Below are 20,118 nucleotides of genomic sequence, written 5' to 3' on the forward strand. Positions count from 1 at the left end.
GGACTCATGAACAGCTACAAATACACAGCGCTCTCTACTTCAGGCGAAAAGGTCACTGGAATGCTCGAAGCCATAGACCAGCTTGAAGCAACAGCCAAGATCAGACAACAGTATAAAGCGGTGCTTTCCGTAAAAGAGGTTCAGGGGAGCAGTCTTAAAATGCCTGCTTTTCTAAATGCGGACATCGGTGGGTCAAAAATCGACCCTAAAGCATTCACCCTGATGTGCAGTCAGTTTGCCACAATCCTTACTGCGGGAATTCCGATTGCCAGAGCGGTAAAGCTTATCGGCGATAAGACCACGAACAAATTCCTGAAAAGACTTCTTATGAATGTTTTTGAGGATGTGGAGGCCGGACGTGCGTTGTCATCCTCTTTCGATGATCACGGAGAGGGAGCACTTCCTCCGACATTCTGCGAAACAATCAAGGCAGGTGAGGAAGCCGGAGATCTGGCAGGAGCTTTTGAGTCGATTTTTAAGCATTTCGATAAGCAGACAAAGATGGGGGCTAAGGTTAGAAGTGCTATGACTTATCCCATGTTTGTGCTCCTGGTTGCGATTGTAGTTGTAATAATCCTCATGGTAAAGGTTGTTCCGACATTTACGGCAATCTTTGATGAGATAGGGGGACAGCTCCCTCTTCCGACCAGAATGCTGATCGGAATATCCAATTTTTTCAGCAGGAATATTCTTATTATTGCTGCAATTATCGGCATAATCATAGTTGGCTATGTTATGTATAAAAAGACTCCGGCAGGTGCGATGAATATTTCAAAGCTCCAGCTAAAGCTTCCGGTTTTCGGAAATATAGCAGAGTTGAACGCAGCAAGCCTGTTTGCCAATACAATGGCTACCATGATCGGATCCGGACTTCCGATGACAAAGGCAGTCAGTATTACTTCAAGGGTTATGACCAATGAAGTATATAAGGAAAAAGTTGCCGGAATGGTTTCGAAGATAGAAGAGGGACGAACCGTTGTCGATTCGATGAGAGAGACGCAGGTAATGCCAGATATTCTGACTGACATGGTGGGAGTCGGTGAAGAGACCGGAGAGATGAAGCACACCATGGACATCGTTGCTGCCTATTACGACAGTGAACTTGAACAGGCAGTTACAAAAGCCATAGCAATGCTTGAACCGGCGCTTTTGATATTTATAGCAATTGTTGCAGGCTTTATTGTAATTGCAATTTATTTGGCGATGTTCAGCATGTATCAGGGGATGTAAAAAAGTGGAACTTTACTACACAATATGCGTAGCCTTATTTGGGCTGTTGTTTGGTTCCTTCCTAAACTGCATGGCCATGCGCATAGTCAGGAATGAAGATTTTGTGACAGGCAGAAGTCATTGCATGAGCTGTTACCATCAGCTCGAAGCCATAGATCTCATTCCGGTATTCAGCTATGTGATAAGCGGTGGTAAATGCAGATACTGCAAACAGAAGATATCGATCAGATATCCCCTGACCGAGATGGCCTTTATGGTACTGTCGGTGGTCCTGTACATTTTTATGAAGAGGGATCCCGTACTATTTGCCGAAAGCTGGATATTGGTGGGTCTGCTTTTTGCAATGGCGATCACTGATATAGAATCTCTGGAAATACCGAATTTACTGATTCTTTCGGCAGCTGTAAGCTGGGTAATCTTTTCCGTGATAAAAATTATTACCGGAAGAATCGATTTATATACGCTTGGAATAAGGATTCTTACGGGACTTATTTTCGGAGCTTTGATGCTCATAATGAGCATCCTTGTAGATAAGCTTATTGGACGGGAAAGTCTTGGAGGCGGTGACATTAAATTATTTGCACTCCTCGGGTTATATATGGGACCTGTCCGTTCATATGAACTGCTTATATTATCCTGTGTTTTGGGAATAGTTTTTGCACTGATAAGAAAGAAGCTAATGCCAGGTTCCTCAAAGGAGTTTCCGCTGGGGCCGGCGATAGCAGTAGCAGCATACATTGTTTTGTTATTCGGAGACTTAGTAGCAGCCTGGTATTTTAAACTAATATGAGAGGGTAAAAAAATGCCAAAGAATGACGGAGTATTGGGAATAAGTGTAACACACGGTAGACTTGCTCTGACGCTTATGAAGGGCGGAATAGTACGTAAATCGGAGTGGGAAGAGATACCTGACAATATTGTTGAAGGTACTAAAATAATTTCCCAGAATCTCTTTGCGGATTTTTTGAGAGAGCAGATAAAGGAAAAAGGCATTAAGTGCAAAACGGCTGCTTATGTAATTCCGGATTCCGATATTTTTGTAAAAAATATCACGATGCCGAAGATTGCAGATGATCAGCTGAGATTCAACGTGCCTTTTGAGTTCAAGGACCTCATACAGGGAGAACTCAATCAGTACGTGTTTGATTATGTAAAAAGAGAAAGCGCCAGCAATGATGAAAACACCATAAATTTGCTTGCTTATGCGGTCCCGGTTAATTCGCTTGCAAATATACGTGAAACCCTTAAACAGGCGGGACTTAAACTTGTTAAGGCACTTCCCGAAACCTCTGTATATGAAGCACTGATCGGTGCCCTTGGAAATGAAGAAGAGATTAAAAAAGAGCGCTGCTTCATGGATATAGGAAGAAGAGCTATACGAATGATGATATTCAAAAACGGAGAGTTTAAGCTTTCGCACTTCATAGATGTCGGTGAAGATCAGGTTATCCGCGCAATTGCCGATGAGTTGAACGTGGATACCCATCTTGCGATAACCTACTTAAGAAGTCGGTATCAGGATTGCGACAAGCTTCCATCAGCAGTAAATGCATACAAGGATATTTCGATTGAAATTCTTAAGGGACTGAATTTCTATGAAATGTCCGATATGACTTCGAGACTTAAGGATATTGTCCTTTGCGGAACGGGAGCAATGACAGAGCCGCTTGTGGAAATGCTCAAGGAGCGACTCGATAAAACCGTTGTTACAATGGATGAGCTTTATCCCAATTACAATAAAGAGAAAGAAATCAATGTTACTTACGGGTCAGTCGGAGTGCTTCTAAGTGATGCATTAGGAGTTGCCACAAACAGCAATCTGGCATCTGCGGGACAGAAAAAGAAGACAAATCTCAAGGCTGTTTTCGGGACAATTGCAGCAATCTTAGTGGCAGCTTTGCTCATAGGAAAATTCGGTTTTGTTGACAGACTTAATACTCTCGCAAATGAGAGGGAGAGAGCAAACGAACTACAGCAGCAGATTAATGAGCAGAGCAAATTTATCAAGGAGTCGGAGCAACTGACACAGGAGTACTATCATTACAGCTGGGATCAGATGAGTGATGAGGAAAAGAGCAGGGTCAGCAGAGTCGACACACTTAAGCTTATAGACCTGATAGGCAGTCAGGGAATGAAGGTTAAGTTCATGGATCTCTCGTCAGAGACACTTACGATTGATCTCTTAGCAAATGATTTGGACAGTGTAAGCAAACTTACGACAGTTATGGAAGAAGAGGATATAGTTGAGAGCTGTTCTGTAGTATCTGCGAAGACACTGACTGAAGAAACGGATGGAGTTAAAACAGATGCCGGTGTGACGGCACAGATAAAGGTGCACCTTACAAAAGGATCTTCTGAAGAGGAGAATTGAAAGTGAACATACTTAATAAAGACTTCACCAAAAATGAAAAGACGCTTCTTGTGATACTTGCACTGGTAATTGTGGGAGCGTTGTATTACCTGTTTGTATTCACTCCTATCGAGAATGGAATCCATTCCGCCAGGGTTGAACAGCAGGCTCTTGAAACCGAGCTCGTAGCTACCAAGGCAAGAGTCGAAAAGATAAAAGCCATGACAGAAGAATATGATGCGGGCGGCGGAGCTTTGACAGGTTATATGCCAAGCTATAATGCAGGCAAGTCGGAAATTGATTTTCTGCATAAGATTCTTGGCAATACAACAGATTACTCTGTGAATTTCACTAATCTTACCAGGGAAGGCGATCTCATCAGAAGAGAGTTCGTCATGAAGTTTACAGCAAGAAATTATGCGCAGGCACAGGAAGTAGTTAAGGCTCTTGAAGAAAGCGAGATAAGATGCCTTGTGGGAGGCATTGTTGTATCACCTGTGGAAAGAGAACTTACGGTTCAGGATCAGGATGTGGATGTCAACCTGACAGGAACTTTCTATGAGACGTTGCAGGGCGGTACTCCCGACAAGGAGTTGCCGGAGGATGCTAATGACAACTAACAGGAAGATCCGCGAAAAACTAAATACACGCGGTGCTTCGATGATAATCGCACTGTTAATTTTTATTATCGTTACGTTTGTATCGATCGCGATTGTAAATGCGTCAATTCTTAATGCAAAACGAACCGACGCCGAAAGGTATGAGGAAAAGGCCTATCTTGCTACAACTCAGGCGATAGCGCTTGTTCAGGGCTGCATGAAGGAAGACGCGGCTTATACAAAAAAAGAGGGAAAAGATTCAGAACTGACCGGACTCGAAGGAAGCTTCGGGGATGCTGTTAAACAGATGGCGGACAGCATAACCGGTGGAAGTGATTCAGTTACAAGAAATATAAGCTTTTCATATTCAGGTCTTGATGATATGGGAAGCCTTTCCGGACAGATGACCATGGATGATTCCTACACCATAACAGTGGATGTATGGGTGGATTCCGATAAAGCGGACTATCCGCTTACACTTACAATTCCGGGATCGGCTCAGACTGTGAAACAGGAAATACCGGGTAGAAAGAATAAGGGAAAGACCAAGAGAATAACCTACGTATCCTGGTCGAAGGATGGTATGTATGTAACCGGTACGGATAATGGTTGAGGTTAAAGATGTTCCTAAAACTAAGAAAAAGGATTAAGTCAAAAAGCGGTGAAACGCTTATAGAAACGCTGTTTGCACTTCTTATAGGAGTGCTGGCACTTATAATGCTGCCGGGTGCAATTGTGGCTGCAACCAGGGCAAATAAGGAGTCTGCAGAGAATTCGGTATATACTGAAGGTAATAGTAACAATGTGGTTACAGTAACAGGTTTTAGTATAGACTAGCCAAACACACTATGAAGACTGTACAATTAAAGTTAAGACAACTTTACAGAAAAAGGATAAAAGGGAGCAGTGGCGGATTTTCTATTTTGGAAATGCTCCTTGCCATTATTATTCTGCTCCTTGCTACGCAGCTTGTGGCTGAATCCATAAGTCTTGCAAGTAAGCATTATATTCAAAGCACCAACAGATCCAAGGCTCAGATGATAGTTTCTACGCTGGCAGATTTTGTAAGATCCGAACTGACAGTAGCAAGTGATGTCATTGTTGAGGGCGGGGAAGTCTCTTTTATTGACGGAAGCGCACGCCTGGGCGGCAGATGCACACTGGGACTTGAAGGCACAACGTTATGCCTGAAAAATGCAAAAACCGGAAAGAACTATTATCCGATAGTTGGAAGCCAAGGCGGAACGCCTTTTGAATATGCGAACGGATTGTATGTAAGCAGTTTTAACATAGATTACAGTGAAGGTAGCGAAGAAGCAGGGACATTCAGCTATTCGATAGCAGTATCCGATAAAACGGGGAAAGAACTTGCGACAGGAAGATACACGGTAAAAGGTAATATTTTTACAATAGAAAATTAAGTCTGAAAGGATAAAAAATATAACGATCGGGGAGTTAGTTGTTTATGAAAAAAGTTGGGTCAACTAGAAATATTTTACGTGGAAGAAACAAATCAAAAGGATTCACAGTTGCAGAGTTGCTGATAGTAGTTGCTATTCTGCTTGCGCTTGTTGCATTTGGCGTTGTGGCCGGGATCAGGATTATAAGAAATATGAGACAGTCTCACCTTGATAAAAGAGCTGAGGCTGTTTATTATGCCGCTGAGAGCCGGATGATGGAACTGTTCGTAACAGAGAATAAGACGGAAGTCACCGAGAATGATGATGGTGAGGAAGTAACAAAAGCAGTTGTTGAGACCCTTTACAGTGCAAGAAGGTTCACAAATGAAGATGGAACCTTTGCATATATTACTTCCGACGAAGACAGTGCAGCCAAGGCGCTTTTCACAAATGACAGAACACTGGAAGTTGAGCTTGGCTCTGATTACTGGATAATTGAGTATGACCCCGTAAGCCTTGATATTTATGCGGTTATTCTGAGTGAAAATCTCGAAAAGGCAGGAACAGATCTTGCTTCCCTGACCTGTCAGAGTGCAAGCGCGCCGTTGCGCGGAACACCCGAGGACAGAATAGCTGCTTACAATTCATATGTAGGCTACTACTCCGAAGGTGCTAACAACGGAGCCGGAGCAGCGGCGAAGAGCGGCCTCAGGGTAGGAGCATGGATCCTTAACAGACGAGAGCTTCTCGGAGTTATAAAGATATCCGCTGATGAGAAGACAAGAAGAGCGATAGAGAATCTCTCATTTAAAGTATCACTTAGCGGTGAAAAGAGTGAGAGTGAAGATATAGATATCTCTGCAAACGAGATTTTCTGGCAGAACTATGCCCAGGATGAGGACAGCAACTTCCTGGAGACTGACGGTAAGACAGGAATTGTTATTACAACTTCCGATATAAGAACCACTATCCCGGCAACCTGCTTTGGTGCAGCTACTGATAATAATGGAAGATATGCCCTTATAGGATATGTAAAACTTGATTCCCTTGATAAAAAGCTCCAGTTCAAGGATATCAAGGCAGGTGGAACAGGCGGAAAGCTTGGATCAAGCATTACACCCGGTGACGATATCACTCTGTCCGTAAAGGTTTGGGATTCCGGAGACGGCAGTGCAAAATATTCGGAAAACGTGAGAGGAGCCAGTGCTATATCAGCGCCGGAGAACAGCCTCTTTGCTGATTTTGATGTCAAAAACGGAATCTCTGTAGCAGAAATTGTATACCCCCGCCATCTTCAGAACCTTGACTATGAGTTCTCACATGTTAAGGCAAATATGGCTGCAGGTGAGGGAACAGGCGGAGAAATAGCAGCAGTCCTTCTTGAGGATATTGAGTGGGATGAAGAGGAAAATCTCTCTAAAGACAAGGTTAGGAACTTTACTCCGATTAACAATGAAGAGCTGGTATCCTTTAACGGTCTCAGATTCGATGACCCGGAGGAAGCAGTTCCTCTTGGTGATGCAAACAGCATCAAGGCCGAAGATCCCGAGAAGGAAAATGGCCAGGTAGAGAATGAAGAAAGCAAATATCATTTTATTAAGGGACTTCGAATAGATACTTCCGATTCGTCCTATGCTCTTATAGGGAGCAACAGGAATATCGGTCTTTTCGGTGTGCAGCCGCATCTGACTGTAGCCAATCTCATTTTGACTGATTTTGACATTAAAAACACTGTTGGAAATCAGGCTACCGGTATGCTTGCCGGCAAGCTTGAAAATTCCACCGTAAAAAATATTTTTGTATATAACACTTTCTCGGATGCTGTAGCAAAGAAGGTTACAGGTACCGGCAGTACCGCAGGACTTGTGGGTGAAATGACCGGCACCTCGGTTGACGGCTGCGTCATTAAGAATATTGTTGTTGATTCTGCAGGAAATGCAGGAGCACTTGCGGGAAAAGTATCCGGCGGCGGAGAAATCAGAAATGTACTTGCCTATAACGGAGAATTGAGTACTACAGGCGGAGACTCTGCCCGTGCAACCACAGCAGGATTTGATGATTCGACGTATGAGATTACGGGAAGTCAGAACGTCGGTGGTCTTATCGGTGAGATGGAAGGCGGTACTTTGACCGGATGCTCAGCTGCACTTTATGTAAGAGCAGCATCAGGAAATACCGGCGGACTTATCGGAAAAGCAGGATCCGGCGCATCCATCAATATGTGTCAGTCCGGTGGACATACCATTACAGACAGTAACGGACAGGCAGGAAAATATGATAAGAGCACGGCAGCAAATGCCAGAGGAAGAGTTAATGTAATAGGAGCATCTTCCGCAGGTGGTTTTGTCGGTACATCAAGCGGAGCTACAATACAGAACAGTTATACAACCTGTTCTGTATCAGCAGCTACTGTAGGTGGATTTGCAGGCAGTGCTGACGGCGGAAACATAGCAAATTGTTATGCGGCTTGTCAGGTATTCTTTGAAAATGAAGGAACCGCAGGCGGCTTTATCGGAAGTGGCGGCGGTGGAGCTGTTTCCAATCACTATTTTGAAATAATAAATCCTACTACAGACGGAAAATATCTCAAGGGTATAGGCGGAACAGAGAAGGATGACAAGGATAAGACAAAAGCAATAGATGACGAGATTCTTGACGACAGTGCAAACGGTGAGTATGAATACAACAAATTCATGATACCCCGTTCTGACCTGACGATAGCAAGAGGTGAGAAGACTCACAGATATGAGATGGAACTTCAGCCTGCAATTTACACAATGAAGTTTACGTCCCAGCTCAGTAACATTACATCCAATGAACTTTTCTATACAGACAGTCATTACGGAGACTGGCCTATAGTTGAGCAGCTTGTTATAAATTCAGGAACCAGTATAGCAGAGCGTCCTAAGGGACATATTGATCCCTTTGCAAAGATAAAGGCAATGGCAAGCGATATCAGTAATAGCAATCTGATAAGAACTCTTGCCGAGGCTGTGATTACCGAACCTATTCCTGAAACGGAGAAGGAAGAAACAACACAGGAAAGTACCGAACAGAACACAGCTGAACAGAACACAGCTGAGCAGAACACAGCCGGCGGAACAGAATCTACTGAAGAAGCAGCTCCTTCAAACGAGGAAGCTGCCGAGACACCTGAGGAGAGCGGCTCTACCGAAGCTTCAGTAGAAGAGAATGAAGCGGCACCGGCCGAGGCTGAAAGTACGCAGTCAGAAAGCGCAGAAAACACAGAGGAACAGGCGCCCGCAGAAGAAAACGGAAGCAGCGAAAATGCAGGTGAAGCAGAAGCAGCAGAGGCAGTTACTCCCGAGGAGAATCCGGCTGCTGAGGAGAACGCTCAAAGTACAGAGGAGATGGCTGTAAATCCTGAAGAAGCTGTCAGTGATATTATTCCTGATAATACAGAGAAATCGGCCCCCAATGCTGAAGAGGCACTGACGAATTCCGGAGAAATCAAAGCGGAAATAGAAGAGGAAGAAGACGAAAGCGTTGAAGGCGTTCTTGTTAATGAGGATAAGGGAATCAGTATCTCATTCGGAAAGGATGCAAAGATTCCTGAAGGCGCTGAACTTGAGGTTATAGATATCGCGGAGGATAGCGAGGATTACGACTATGCTCAGCTTGTTAATGATGCGACAGAGGCGATGGAAATTACGACTGAAGATGTCGCAAGCGTGCGAGCACTGGATATCGCAATTGTAAAGGACGGCGAGGAGATTCAGCCTCAGGCACCTGTAACCCTGGAGATTAAAACAGAGCAGCTTTATCAGAATAATGAGCTGTTTGTGGATGACCAGATAACAGCGGTTCACATGACTGACGATGAGCCTGAGCTTATTGAAACCACGGTGACAAATGAGGCTATCGAGGAAGGAATAGTGTCCGATAACCCGGCCTCCAACGACGCGGCAGATTCGCTCAGTTTTGAAACTGACGGATTCTCTGTCTATGTTATCGTACAGCCGATTCAGCAGAAGAAAGTCTATACCACAGATGACAATGTTTACACAATCACTGTGGACTATGATAATGCATCCGGAATTCCTGCGAATGCAGAACTTGTGGTGTCTGAAGTTACAAGTGATACAGAAGAATATGCAGGATATGTGGAGGAGAGTGCGCAGGCAGCAGAAGCCGGCAGTGAGCTCATAAAGCTTGCAAGAGTATTTGATATCTCCTTTGTGGATCCGGAGAGCGGAGATACATATCAGCCCAGCAAGGATGTCAAAGTTTCAATCCAGCTGATGCAGGATGAGGTTTGCAGGGAAAATGAAGAAATAAGAATCGTTCACTTTGGTGATGAGACCAAGGTTGTAGATTCAAGTGTAAATGAAAATGTTATTGAGTTTAATACCGATGGTTTCTCAGTCTATACAATGGTTGAAATAGAGTGGGATGCTTTCGATGCTTCGCTTGCAAATAAGAAGTACTACATTTCATTTTATGACGGAGCAAATACACAGTTCCTTTCACGTACCGGAACTACTCTGACCAGCGATACAAATAAAGATAATGTAACTCCATGGGAATTTACAACTTATGCAGATGGGTATCACATTCATTATGGTGATAACTATATCGGAGTAGTTGGCACAGCGTGGGGCATTACAGATAAGAGCGGTGCAACTGTATTTACAGCAAGTGATATGGGCAATTGCCACTGGATTTGCAAGGCAAACAGCACAGATGCCCAGAAATATATTGGTTATACAGCAGCAACAACCGATTTTAATACTATAACCGGCTACACTTCTCTTGGTGGAAGAAATGATCTTCTTCTTAATGAGGCAGAAGATGTTTCCGATTCCGGTATAAATGGTGACGCATATTTCATAAGAGATTCAAGCGGAAGTAACTACCTTAAGATTGACGGAACATCTCTTGGAAGTACTGCGACCGCTTCTGATGCCACAAGTTGGGAGTTCTTATTTGTAAGAAACGGATATAAAATCCGTAAGGATACAAACTATATCGGAAAGGATCCGGCTGATCCAAATAAGTGGATTATAACCACTAACAGTGACGATGCTGCCGTATTTACTGCATGTGATATGGGAACATATCATTATGTTGCAGAAATCACAGGAGACTTCTTGGGATATAATGCCACCGACGGATTTGCAAGACGATATACGGGTGGTGTTATTGCGGATAATCAGCTGATTGTATCGGAAACAGCTGACGGAGCAGACTTCATAGATAAGACATATGATGGCAAGACGTATTATATCTCAAGAGGTGAAAAGTACTTAGATACAACTACAAACGGAACAGATAATCCTTTTGCGGCAGCACCGTGGACATTTACATTTAATGACGCTAAGGGTGGATACCTTATCCATCAGGGAAGCAATTACCTTACAGGTACGACAGCTGCACTGGGAATAACTACAACGGAAGCATCAGCTGATGCGTTTGTAGTAGGTGATATGGGAACATATCACATTATTGGTAATGCGCAGACCGCTACCAACTTTATGGGATATTCAAGTAGTTCATTCAACATGACGGAGACTGGTGCGACTTCGACTAATGCCCAGCTGATACTGTCAATGAATGTTATTGACAACGTTGATAAGGCATTGGATGGAAAGGAATTCTATGTAATTACTTATGATGGATGGTATTTAACCAATTATAACGGAGGAACTAATGAAAAGCGATATCAGCAATCAGTTCCTAATTATAAGTCATATGTTTCAAGATGGACATTTACTTCTTCCGGTAGTGGATATTATATACATAATGGAAATAAGTATTTTGCTGTGAATGCTGATAAAACACTAAGTATTGTGAATGATACGACAGCAGCATCATCTTTTATTGTTAGTGATATGGGGTCTTATCATTTGATTAAGGATACTAACAATAATTATCTTGGACATAATATTTTACAGGCAGCGGCAGTAAACAAAGCGTCTATTAATGCCAGTGCAGCATTTGACTCTCAAGAGGCTAGATTTTTGCTGGTAGATGATATCAGCTTAAATGGTGATTTTATTATCTTCACCAAAAGAGAGACTGGTAACGAGTTTTATAGAGCTTTGCTTGGAGAAGTATCTCCGTATAAAGCTGGTGCACTTAAAGGAATAAATATATCAGATCCGCCATTTAAGCAAACAACATCTACAGCAACAACTATCAATGATCCAAATGAGGTGCTTACGGTTTGGCATTTTGAGAAAGTTGAAGGGCAGTTACTGCAACATTATATTTCCTGTAACGTAGGTGGAAGTACAAAATATCTTTCAATTAAGAACGGTAATGTTTCTTTATCAGACGCACCGGAAGCTTTAGTAATGGCACCTCGACTGGAGATTGGTACAGAGGGACTTCCGACTACGAGAACCTATAGAATACTAAGTACAACCATTACGGATCAGTGTCTGAGATTTAATGCAAGTAATAGAGACAAGCCATATTATGAAACAAGTACAAGTATTGAAGATATTCTTTCGTGGCATTATATTTCTTCCGCGCAACCTATGAAAACAGTTCACTACATTTATAACCAGGATCCCGGGGATAAAGGAACTGCGGACAAGTTGCCGCCTGTTGAGACAATTGTGTTCCAGGGAGACAGTATTGTATTAAAGCAGCCCAAGGTTACTAAGTATATCTCCAAGGGCGAGAAGTATACCCATGCGTATATCTTCAAGGGCTGGAGAGATACCGCAACCGGAACAATATATAATCCGGGCGATACAGTTGATATTTCCGCAAGGACGGAAAATGCCTTCGATTTCGAGGCGTTATGGGAGTATGATCCCGACACCGTAATCGTTGAATATGTGATTCCGCATGCCCAGACTAACTATGGATATCTGATTGATGCTAACGGTAACAGAATTAATGAGTTGCCTATGGCTGCAGTTGATGATAGCGGCAATGCAATCCCTGATAATACTGAGATGATTATCGGTGAAACGGAAACTCATAACTATAAAGTTCGTGATATAAGAAATACCACTGAGAGTGATTCCAGATTATATCACATGTATCAAAGGCTGAAGACCGCTGGTAATGATAATTATCGCACGTATGAGTTTAAATATTGGCAGGCAGATAACGGCGATATTATAAAGCCCGGAGATACAATCAGTCTTGAAAAATATATGAATGATGAAGGCGTAGTCACACTTACCGCGCAGTGGGTATATGAGTTCCAGAATGGAACAATGGCTAATGTCAGCTTCTCAATCATAAGGATTGCGGATGTTCCGGATAATACATATACTGACGCGGACGAACTTGTTGCTATCAGTGAGGAACTGAGTCAGTATGCTGTTCATGTGGGCGGAACCATTATGCATGGTGTAAATCCCGATGGAAGCATTCAGTATCCGGATGAGTTCAAATCACCTACTAATCCAAACGTGAAATATTGGATGATTGCACCGTATTCAGACAGGGATCTGTCGACAGAGAGAGAGGTATTAAAGACCGATAATGCCATCAGATATGAACTATATGGTGATGGATATACGGATGACGGATACATGGAGAATAAGTTCCATCAACTTGCGCCGAGATTGTCTTCGGATATAAGAGGAACCAATAACTACGATCCAAATCCGACTACCTTAAGAAATAATGAGATACATAAATGGTCGGTTCCATATCTGCCATCGGATGAGAAAGCACTTAGTATTCTTAGAAATAAACAGCAAAAAGTATATCTGAGTAAGGCAGATGCTGATGCTGACAACTACATACCATTTGATGAGCTCACACCTGATAACTACACGCTTCGCTGGTATTTTGTTAAGTATCAGTCCAGTGATGAGATTGGATTCCATATCGATGGAAAGCTGACCAAAAAAGAGAGCTATATTACCATAACAAAAACCTTCAAAGAGCCGGCAACTATTAATGCTATAGAAGGTATCATGGATAATGCCAAGAATAGCTACGATAATAATGATAGCCTGAAAACAATAGGTCAAAAGCTTACAAATGATAATAATAAGTGCTTCTATATCAGACTTGATGACAATCAAAATAAAAATCATGTTGTTAAGCTTGCCTTGTACGACAGAACCAGGAAAGATGATACGGGTAAAGATGTGGCCAGGGTGTCTGAAGGAGAACTTGGAGCTTATTCGAATATATTCGGTTATATCAGGCGAAACGACTCCACTGATGCTGATGGCAATAAGCTGGTAAAACTCACCTGGGTAGTAGCTTTCGATGAGTATGAGAAGGATCACACCTTTACATTAACAGAGAAGAATTACAACTTCACTGATGAAGTAAAGAAGGTAAGCTATGGAATTAAGCTTCAGCACAACAAGACCGGAACAGGTAATGCTGATGATGAGATGCTTAAGGACTGGGATCCTGAAACAGATACCATCTCGACATCGCCGCATACACCTGATGTTGAATTTAATCCGGAAACAAGCGTAGCGAACAATCTGTTCAACACTTATGCACCGGGCTCGATACTAAGCATCAAGAAGGTCGACGGAAACCAAAAGAACGATGATGGCTCTGAAAAGACAATGGCTAATGTTGAGTTCAGGGTATTTGAAGTTGACGGAGATGGTAAGGAGGACCAGCTAAAACTTTATAAGCTTGATGATGGAAAGTATACGATTTTCTTTGAGAATGATGCTACAGTGGTTAACGAGGCTAAGACAGACAAGGACGGCTTGCTTGATATCACCATGGCAGCTTCCGCTAAGGAAAATAAAGTTAAAACTTATGTCATCAAGGAGACAATTCCTGAAGGCTATGTAGGTTACCAGGATTACGTAAATCCGCCGCAGTTCAAGATCACAATTGACGATAACAGCAAGATTACTTTGAAGAAGGATGATGTCAAGGTTAAGCCTGCTTACGGAAAGATTGAACCTTGCGATAAGGACTGGAAGCGTGTTGACTATGAAAACGATAAGGTCATCACAAATTACATCAAGGTTATCAACGGTGGAACCGAAGAGGTATTCTTCAAGAAGATCGACGGAGACGGAAAGGTAATAGCCGGAGCAAAATTCAAGATTTATGATACTGCCAAGACCGGTGATAATAATAAGTTTGCCGATGTACTTGCCGGCAACGGAAAAGCCTACGAGAATATTACAATCAAGGATGGAGATAAGGATGTAACAACCGATGAAGTTGTATCAATCGGTGAAGCTATACCAACTTCCACCGAGGACAAGAAGGCTAATGTAATATTCAGTGTCCCGGTAGGTACTTACTACATGGTTGAGACAGCAGCGCCTAAGGACTACGAGGCAGATTACTATCTTGATAAGGATATGCCGAAGGGTGCAGATCCCGACCTGAAGGAAGGTGAGAAGTACAAGTATCATGACAAGTATGTATACAGAATTACAGTAGGTAATGATAATGTTAAACTTCTTAAGGGATATGAGAATTCCGAGGAGACTTTCGTTATCCAGAGGATGATCGATGAAGACACTGCAGACACTACTTTGGATGTTGCAAAGTACGGAATAATCAACATCAACCTGAAGAGAGGAAAGCTTCTTCTTAAGAAAGTTGATGGTGAGCAGTATCCTCTAAGTGGTAAAGAGTTTGAGATACTTAGACCCGATAAGACCGTGATAGCGTCGAGTCTTGAGGAACTTAAGAAATATCAGTCAGGCAACGGAGCGCTCGGAACGATGCAGAAGCGCAAATCGGGAGATGGCGGTGCATTCTATATCGGTAAGCTCAGTCTCGGAACCTATTACCTGCATGAGATCAGTCCTGAAAAATGGTACAAGATTGAGGTAACAGAAGTAGATGGATATGTAAAGCCGATTATTACAGATACAACAAATCCATTTACTGAATAATAAACTAATAATATGATGTAGGTGTCAAAAGGTACTTTTGACACCTACATCATTATATTCAATAAATTAAAAGTGAGCATAAAAAGATGGTCGCCCAAAGAAGAAAAAAGCAAAACGCGCGTACAGTTATTTTGCTGATCGAATTAATCGTAGTAGTAATACTCGGTTTCATAGTATACAAAACTTTCAAACCGATTGATTATGTGAAGTATGCGGAAACGGTAGAGATTCCGGAATGGATTGATGTTCAACTGATAGATGAGGGTAATCCCTCGAGGACAGGACTTTTACTGGATGGAATAAATGATATTGTAATCCACTATGTTGGTAATCCGGGAACAACAGCGCAGCAGAACAGGGATTTTTTCAATCACGAGGATTCCGATGTCTGTTCTCATTTTGTTGTGGGAATGGAAGGTGAGATCATTATGTGTCTTCCCTTGAATGAGAGATCTGCAGCAAGTAACGACAGAAACCATGATACCATCTCCATAGAGGTGAGTCATCCCGACGATACCGGAAAGTTCACGGACGCTTCCTACGAATCACTTTTGAAGCTCACAAGGTGGCTCATGAAGGAATTCGGGCTAAAGAAAAATCACGTCATAAGGCACTATGACGTGACCGGAAAGGAGTGCCCAAGATATTTTGTAACTCATGAGGATGCCTGGGAAAAGTTTAGGGAAGACCTATAAAATTTTCATCGGGGATTCCGTTGTTGAGAGCGTTGGCACCAAGAAGAAGGATATTTTATAATTTCTTAATTGTCTCTTTTCATATGCTTAATTGAGTGCAAATAAGGCTCAGTGATAGAATTAATTTGTAAAATTGTGACCAGTATACTTGCACAAAAAGGCTTGTGAAGGGGACATAATGGAAAAGCTAAAGAGATGGCAGACGTATGTGCTTATGCTTGTCTGCATTCTCGTCAACTTAATTGGAAGATATATAGCTACCGCGCTTCAGCTGCCCTTCTGGCTGGATGCGATTGGTACTATTATTGCAGCAATTGAGCTCGGCCCTGTAGGCGGAGCTATTTGTGGTGCAAGTCTGAATATTATTACCGCATTTGAAAATCCGATAAATCTTGCGTATGCTTTGGTATCTATTGCTATAGGAATAGCAGCAGGTATCATCTTTTCAAAATCAAGAAACTATTCCTTATTCAGAGTGCTGGCAACAGCCATGTTCTGCGGACTTTTGTCGGTGTGTATTTCGACGCCCCTAAGTCTTCATTTTTATGAGGGAAGGACGGGAAATATCTGGGGCGACGGACTGATAGACATGATATCCAGGGACGTAAATGTTCCGGTAGTATGGTCATTTCTTGGAGATGCATTTGTAAATGTTCCTGATAAGGTATTAAGTGTTCTTATCGCAACACTGTTTGTGCGCATTCATATGAGTATTACGGATAGAAGGAAAAGGACTGTTTCCGGAAGTATGCTTTTTTTGGCTCTGATACCGCTTGCTTCTCTTGTGTTTTCCATACAGGTAAAAGCTTTTGATATGAAGTCAGAATATGCAGCTGTTATCTATGATACCGATGACGGACTGGCTACGATGGAGATAAATGCGATAGCACAGACACCAGATGGGTATGTCTGGGCGGGAACCTATGCCGGGCTGTTCAGATGTGACGGAAATAAATTCGAGGAAGTTATACTTGATGAGAGAATTAGTAACGTCATGACTTTGTACGTGGATACAAAGGGATGTCTCTGGATCGGTACCAATGACAGCGGAATGGCAAAGTATAACCCCAATAATGGGGAGATTCTTTTCTATACGGTTTTTGAGGGACTGTCTTCAAATTCCATAAGGCATTTCTGTGAGGATCCTTACGGAAATATGTTTGTTGCAACAGCAACAAGACTCTGTATAGTGGGGGCAGACGGAAGGATCAAGGAATATCCGGACGAAGAAATAAACGGCGTGCGCTCTATGGTATGTAACGATCATGGCATAGTGGGCGGTGTTACAAATGGCGGCGAGCTTTTCTTTACAGAGGGATCTCAGCTCATAAACAAGATGAAGCTGAAGGAAGATATGGCATCTTTTTCCGCAATCGGAACAGGAGACAATAATGAGTTTCTTGTAGGCACAACCTCTGATTTTGTTGTGTGTGTTACCGTAGTAAATAAGCAGGTAATAGAGGGCAGAAGGTATTCGGTGGATGACGCTGAATATTTTAACAAGATATATTATTCCGAGGAAAATAATGGGTACTTTTACTGCTGCGAGAAGGGCAACGGTTTTATGACCAAAGAGGGAATAAGTACGAGTATGTCCGTTGCCGATTTTTCCAGCTCTATTACGGATATAACTGTGGATTATCAGGGGAACGTGTGGTTTGTATCCAATAAGCAGGGAATACTTCGATATTCCTGGAATCCTTTCATGGACATTTTTGCCAGGGCGAACGTTGATAAGGATGTTGTAAACTGCGTCCTTGTGAAGGACGGCCTTTTGTATGTGGGAACCAACAGCGGGCTTGTTACCATAGATTTAAAGACTTATTACGCAGTTCCTATTGATCATCCAAACTACTTCAAGAATGTAAGAATACGTGACCTCATGGAGGATTCACAGGGCAATATATGGGCATGCACCTATGGGAAACACGGACTTATAGAATTAAAAACTGACGGCGGAATAGAGACCTATAATGAGAGAAACAGGGGAACCTTAGGCGGTAAATTCAGATGTGTCATAGAGCTTGAGGATGGGACAATTGTTGCGGCTACCAGCACGGGACTTAATTTTATAAGAAAAGGTGTTGTAAAAAGAACCATGGGTGAAGAGGATGGGCTGACAACTCAGGTTCTTACTATGGTTGAAATTGCAAACGGAGATCTGCTTGTCGGAACAGACGGCGGGGGTATAATGATTATTTCCGAGGGAAAGATTATATATCGCTATGCCAAGGATGATGGTATGGAATCCCTTGTTATTATGAAGATCGTTCCCTGCGGAGATGGGGAATATATCTATGTTACCAGTAATGCGCTCTATTATTACAAGGATCAGAAGGTAACCAGACTTACGAATTTCCCGTACAAAAACAATTATGATGTACAGTTTACCGACGACGGAAGGGTGTGGATAACCTCCAGTGCCGGAATCTATATAGTGGAAAGAGAAGATCTGATAAATAATGTCGAGGACATGGGCTATACGCTTTTTAATAAGAGTAAGGGACTTTATTCAACTCTTACGGCCAATTCCCGCAACGCTGTTTACGATGGGAATTTGTATCTATGCTGTACTGACGGCGTACGAAGAATAGGCATCAACGGGGAGACTTTTGATGAAAAGGATTACGCAATAAGAGTTGGAAAGCTGACAGCGGATAATGAAGAGATTGAACCTGACGAAAACGGAAATTATTTAATTCCGGCTACTTCAGGCAGGGTAACTTTTGATGTTGCTGTTTTGAATTTTACTCTATCCAATCCTATTGTACACATAGTACTTGAGGGGAGCGGAGACGAAGGCATAATATGCACTCAAAGGGAGATAAGTCCTCTTAGCTACATGAACCTTCCTTATGGAGATTACAAATTAAATGTGGAGGTATATGACTCTGCAGGAAAAAATGTAATACGACAGGAAAGCTTCCATGTTATGAAGGAATCCCAGATTTTTGAAAGGGCTTATTTCAAAGCATATCTCTTTACGGTATGCACCCTCTTTGTAATCTTCATCGGTTGGATGATAGGAAGAATCGGCCTCGGTATTAACAGCCTCGAGAGATGGCAAAAGGAAGCGAAGATAGACCCGATGACAGGCTTCTGGAATAAGGGATATACTCAGCTGGCACTGGAAGAAATGTGCAAGAATACTGATGGTATCCTGATGGTAATTGACCTTGATAATTTCAAGCTTGTTAATGATGTATTCGGACATGAGACAGGTGATAAGGTTCTGATTAAATTTGCGGAACTAATCAGGTCCTGCATTCGTGATGATGATTTTGTGGGCAGAATCGGCGGAGATGAATTTGTGACCTTTATAAAAGGAGCCAATGATGAGCTGGCGGTTTCAGAGAAAGAAAAATATCTGAACGAACAGATACTGAAATCCGGAGAAGATATCATGGGTAAGGAGATGGGAATCCCGCTCGGTGTTTCCATCGGAGCTGTCTGTGCCCCTGAAGAGGGAACGGATTATTCGGAGCTTTTCAGAAAAGCCGATAAAGCGCTTTATAATGTAAAGCAAAACGGAAAACACGGATATGATATGTTCAGAAGCAGCGGCATGAATGGCAACGATCAAAGCGAACTCAAAGCGAACGGCGTTGCCGGAATAAAGATGCTTCTCGAGGAGCGCGGAAGTCAGAAAGGCGCATATCTTGTAGATCTCGATAAATTGCAGATGGTCTACAGACTCTTTTCCAGAATGGCGAAGAGAACCATTGTGAATGTCTGGATCGTGCAGTTTATTGTTACAAGAGAGGACGGCGGAGAAGTCGCCGAGGAAGTAATGCAGATCCTTATCGACGTACTTACCGATAACCTCCGAAGTAATGATGTTATAGCGCCGAACGGCAAAAACCAGGTAATATTGATACTTACTGACATAAGTGAAGAAAACGGTCATACTCCTATAGACAGAATCTATGCGGCGTGGGATGCAAGAGGCGGTCATGAAGGCTACGTGCTTGCCTATGAAACAGACGGGATGAGCTGAAAAATTAATAACATAGGTGA

General features: G+C 42.6%; 10 protein-coding genes. All 10 read left to right on the forward strand.

Translation table 11 applies throughout. The annotated features are described in order from the left end of the window. Positions 1-6 precede the first annotated feature (6 nt). On the forward strand, positions 7-1,230 hold the full coding sequence (locus G630_RS0110505; protein ID WP_022761120.1) for a type II secretion system F family protein: 1,224 nt from the start codon (positions 7-9) through the stop codon (positions 1,228-1,230). Between the two features lie 4 nt (positions 1,231-1,234). Further along, complete coding sequence (locus G630_RS0110510) at positions 1,235-2,020, forward strand: prepilin peptidase (protein WP_081646667.1); 786 nt, start codon at positions 1,235-1,237, stop codon at positions 2,018-2,020. 12 nt (positions 2,021-2,032) lie between these two features. Beyond that, on the forward strand, positions 2,033-3,601 hold the full coding sequence (gene pilM, locus G630_RS0110515) for a pilus assembly protein PilM (protein ID WP_022761122.1): 1,569 nt from the start codon (positions 2,033-2,035) through the stop codon (positions 3,599-3,601). 2 nt (positions 3,602-3,603) lie between these two features. Further along, positions 3,604-4,200 (forward strand): type II secretion system protein M, encoded by a 597-nt coding sequence (locus tag G630_RS0110520; RefSeq protein WP_022761123.1) that lies wholly within the window; start codon positions 3,604-3,606, stop codon positions 4,198-4,200. After that, positions 4,190-4,792: a hypothetical protein gene (locus tag G630_RS0110525; RefSeq protein WP_022761124.1), complete on the forward strand. Its 603-nt coding sequence runs from the start codon at positions 4,190-4,192 to the stop codon at positions 4,790-4,792. The genes G630_RS0110520 and G630_RS0110525 overlap by 11 nt, the downstream gene beginning before the upstream one ends. Positions 4,793-4,800: 8 nt before the next feature. Then, on the forward strand, positions 4,801-5,016 hold the full coding sequence (locus tag G630_RS0110530; protein WP_022761125.1) for a type II secretion system protein: 216 nt from the start codon (positions 4,801-4,803) through the stop codon (positions 5,014-5,016). 11 nt (positions 5,017-5,027) lie between these two features. Continuing rightward, a complete protein-coding gene (locus tag G630_RS0110535; RefSeq protein WP_139176222.1) occupies positions 5,028-5,600 on the forward strand; it encodes a hypothetical protein in 573 nt (190 codons plus the stop codon). 44 nt (positions 5,601-5,644) lie between these two features. Next, positions 5,645-15,406: a SpaA isopeptide-forming pilin-related protein gene (locus tag G630_RS0110540; protein WP_026498532.1), complete on the forward strand. Its 9,762-nt coding sequence runs from the start codon at positions 5,645-5,647 to the stop codon at positions 15,404-15,406. Positions 15,407-15,537: 131 nt separating this feature from the next. Further along, the gene (locus tag G630_RS0110545; RefSeq protein WP_242829925.1) at positions 15,538-16,101 is read left to right on the forward strand and encodes a peptidoglycan recognition protein family protein; all 564 of its coding nucleotides are present in this window, start codon (positions 15,538-15,540) and stop codon (positions 16,099-16,101) included. A gap of 178 nt (positions 16,102-16,279) precedes the next feature. Continuing rightward, the gene (locus G630_RS0110550) at positions 16,280-20,098 is read left to right on the forward strand and encodes a ligand-binding sensor domain-containing diguanylate cyclase (protein ID WP_026498534.1); all 3,819 of its coding nucleotides are present in this window, start codon (positions 16,280-16,282) and stop codon (positions 20,096-20,098) included. The last annotated feature ends 20 nt before the right edge of the window (positions 20,099-20,118 follow it).

The sequence above is a fragment of the Butyrivibrio sp. WCD2001 genome, from assembly GCF_000424485.1.
Taxonomy (GTDB): domain Bacteria; phylum Bacillota; class Clostridia; order Lachnospirales; family Lachnospiraceae; genus Butyrivibrio.

Coding starts and splice junctions, on each gene's coding strand:
- G630_RS0110505 (WP_022761120.1), top strand. CDS start 7: ATGAACAGCTACAAATACACAGCGCTCTCTACTTCAGGCGAAAAGGTC.
- pilM (WP_022761122.1), top strand. CDS start 2,033: ATGCCAAAGAATGACGGAGTATTGGGAATAAGTGTAACACACGGTAGA.
- G630_RS0110525 (WP_022761124.1), top strand. CDS start 4,190: ATGACAACTAACAGGAAGATCCGCGAAAAACTAAATACACGCGGTGCT.
- G630_RS0110530 (WP_022761125.1), top strand. CDS start 4,801: ATGTTCCTAAAACTAAGAAAAAGGATTAAGTCAAAAAGCGGTGAAACG.
- G630_RS0110535 (WP_139176222.1), top strand. CDS start 5,028: ATGAAGACTGTACAATTAAAGTTAAGACAACTTTACAGAAAAAGGATA.
- G630_RS0110540 (WP_026498532.1), top strand. CDS start 5,645: ATGAAAAAAGTTGGGTCAACTAGAAATATTTTACGTGGAAGAAACAAA.
- G630_RS0110550 (WP_026498534.1), top strand. CDS start 16,280: ATGGAAAAGCTAAAGAGATGGCAGACGTATGTGCTTATGCTTGTCTGC.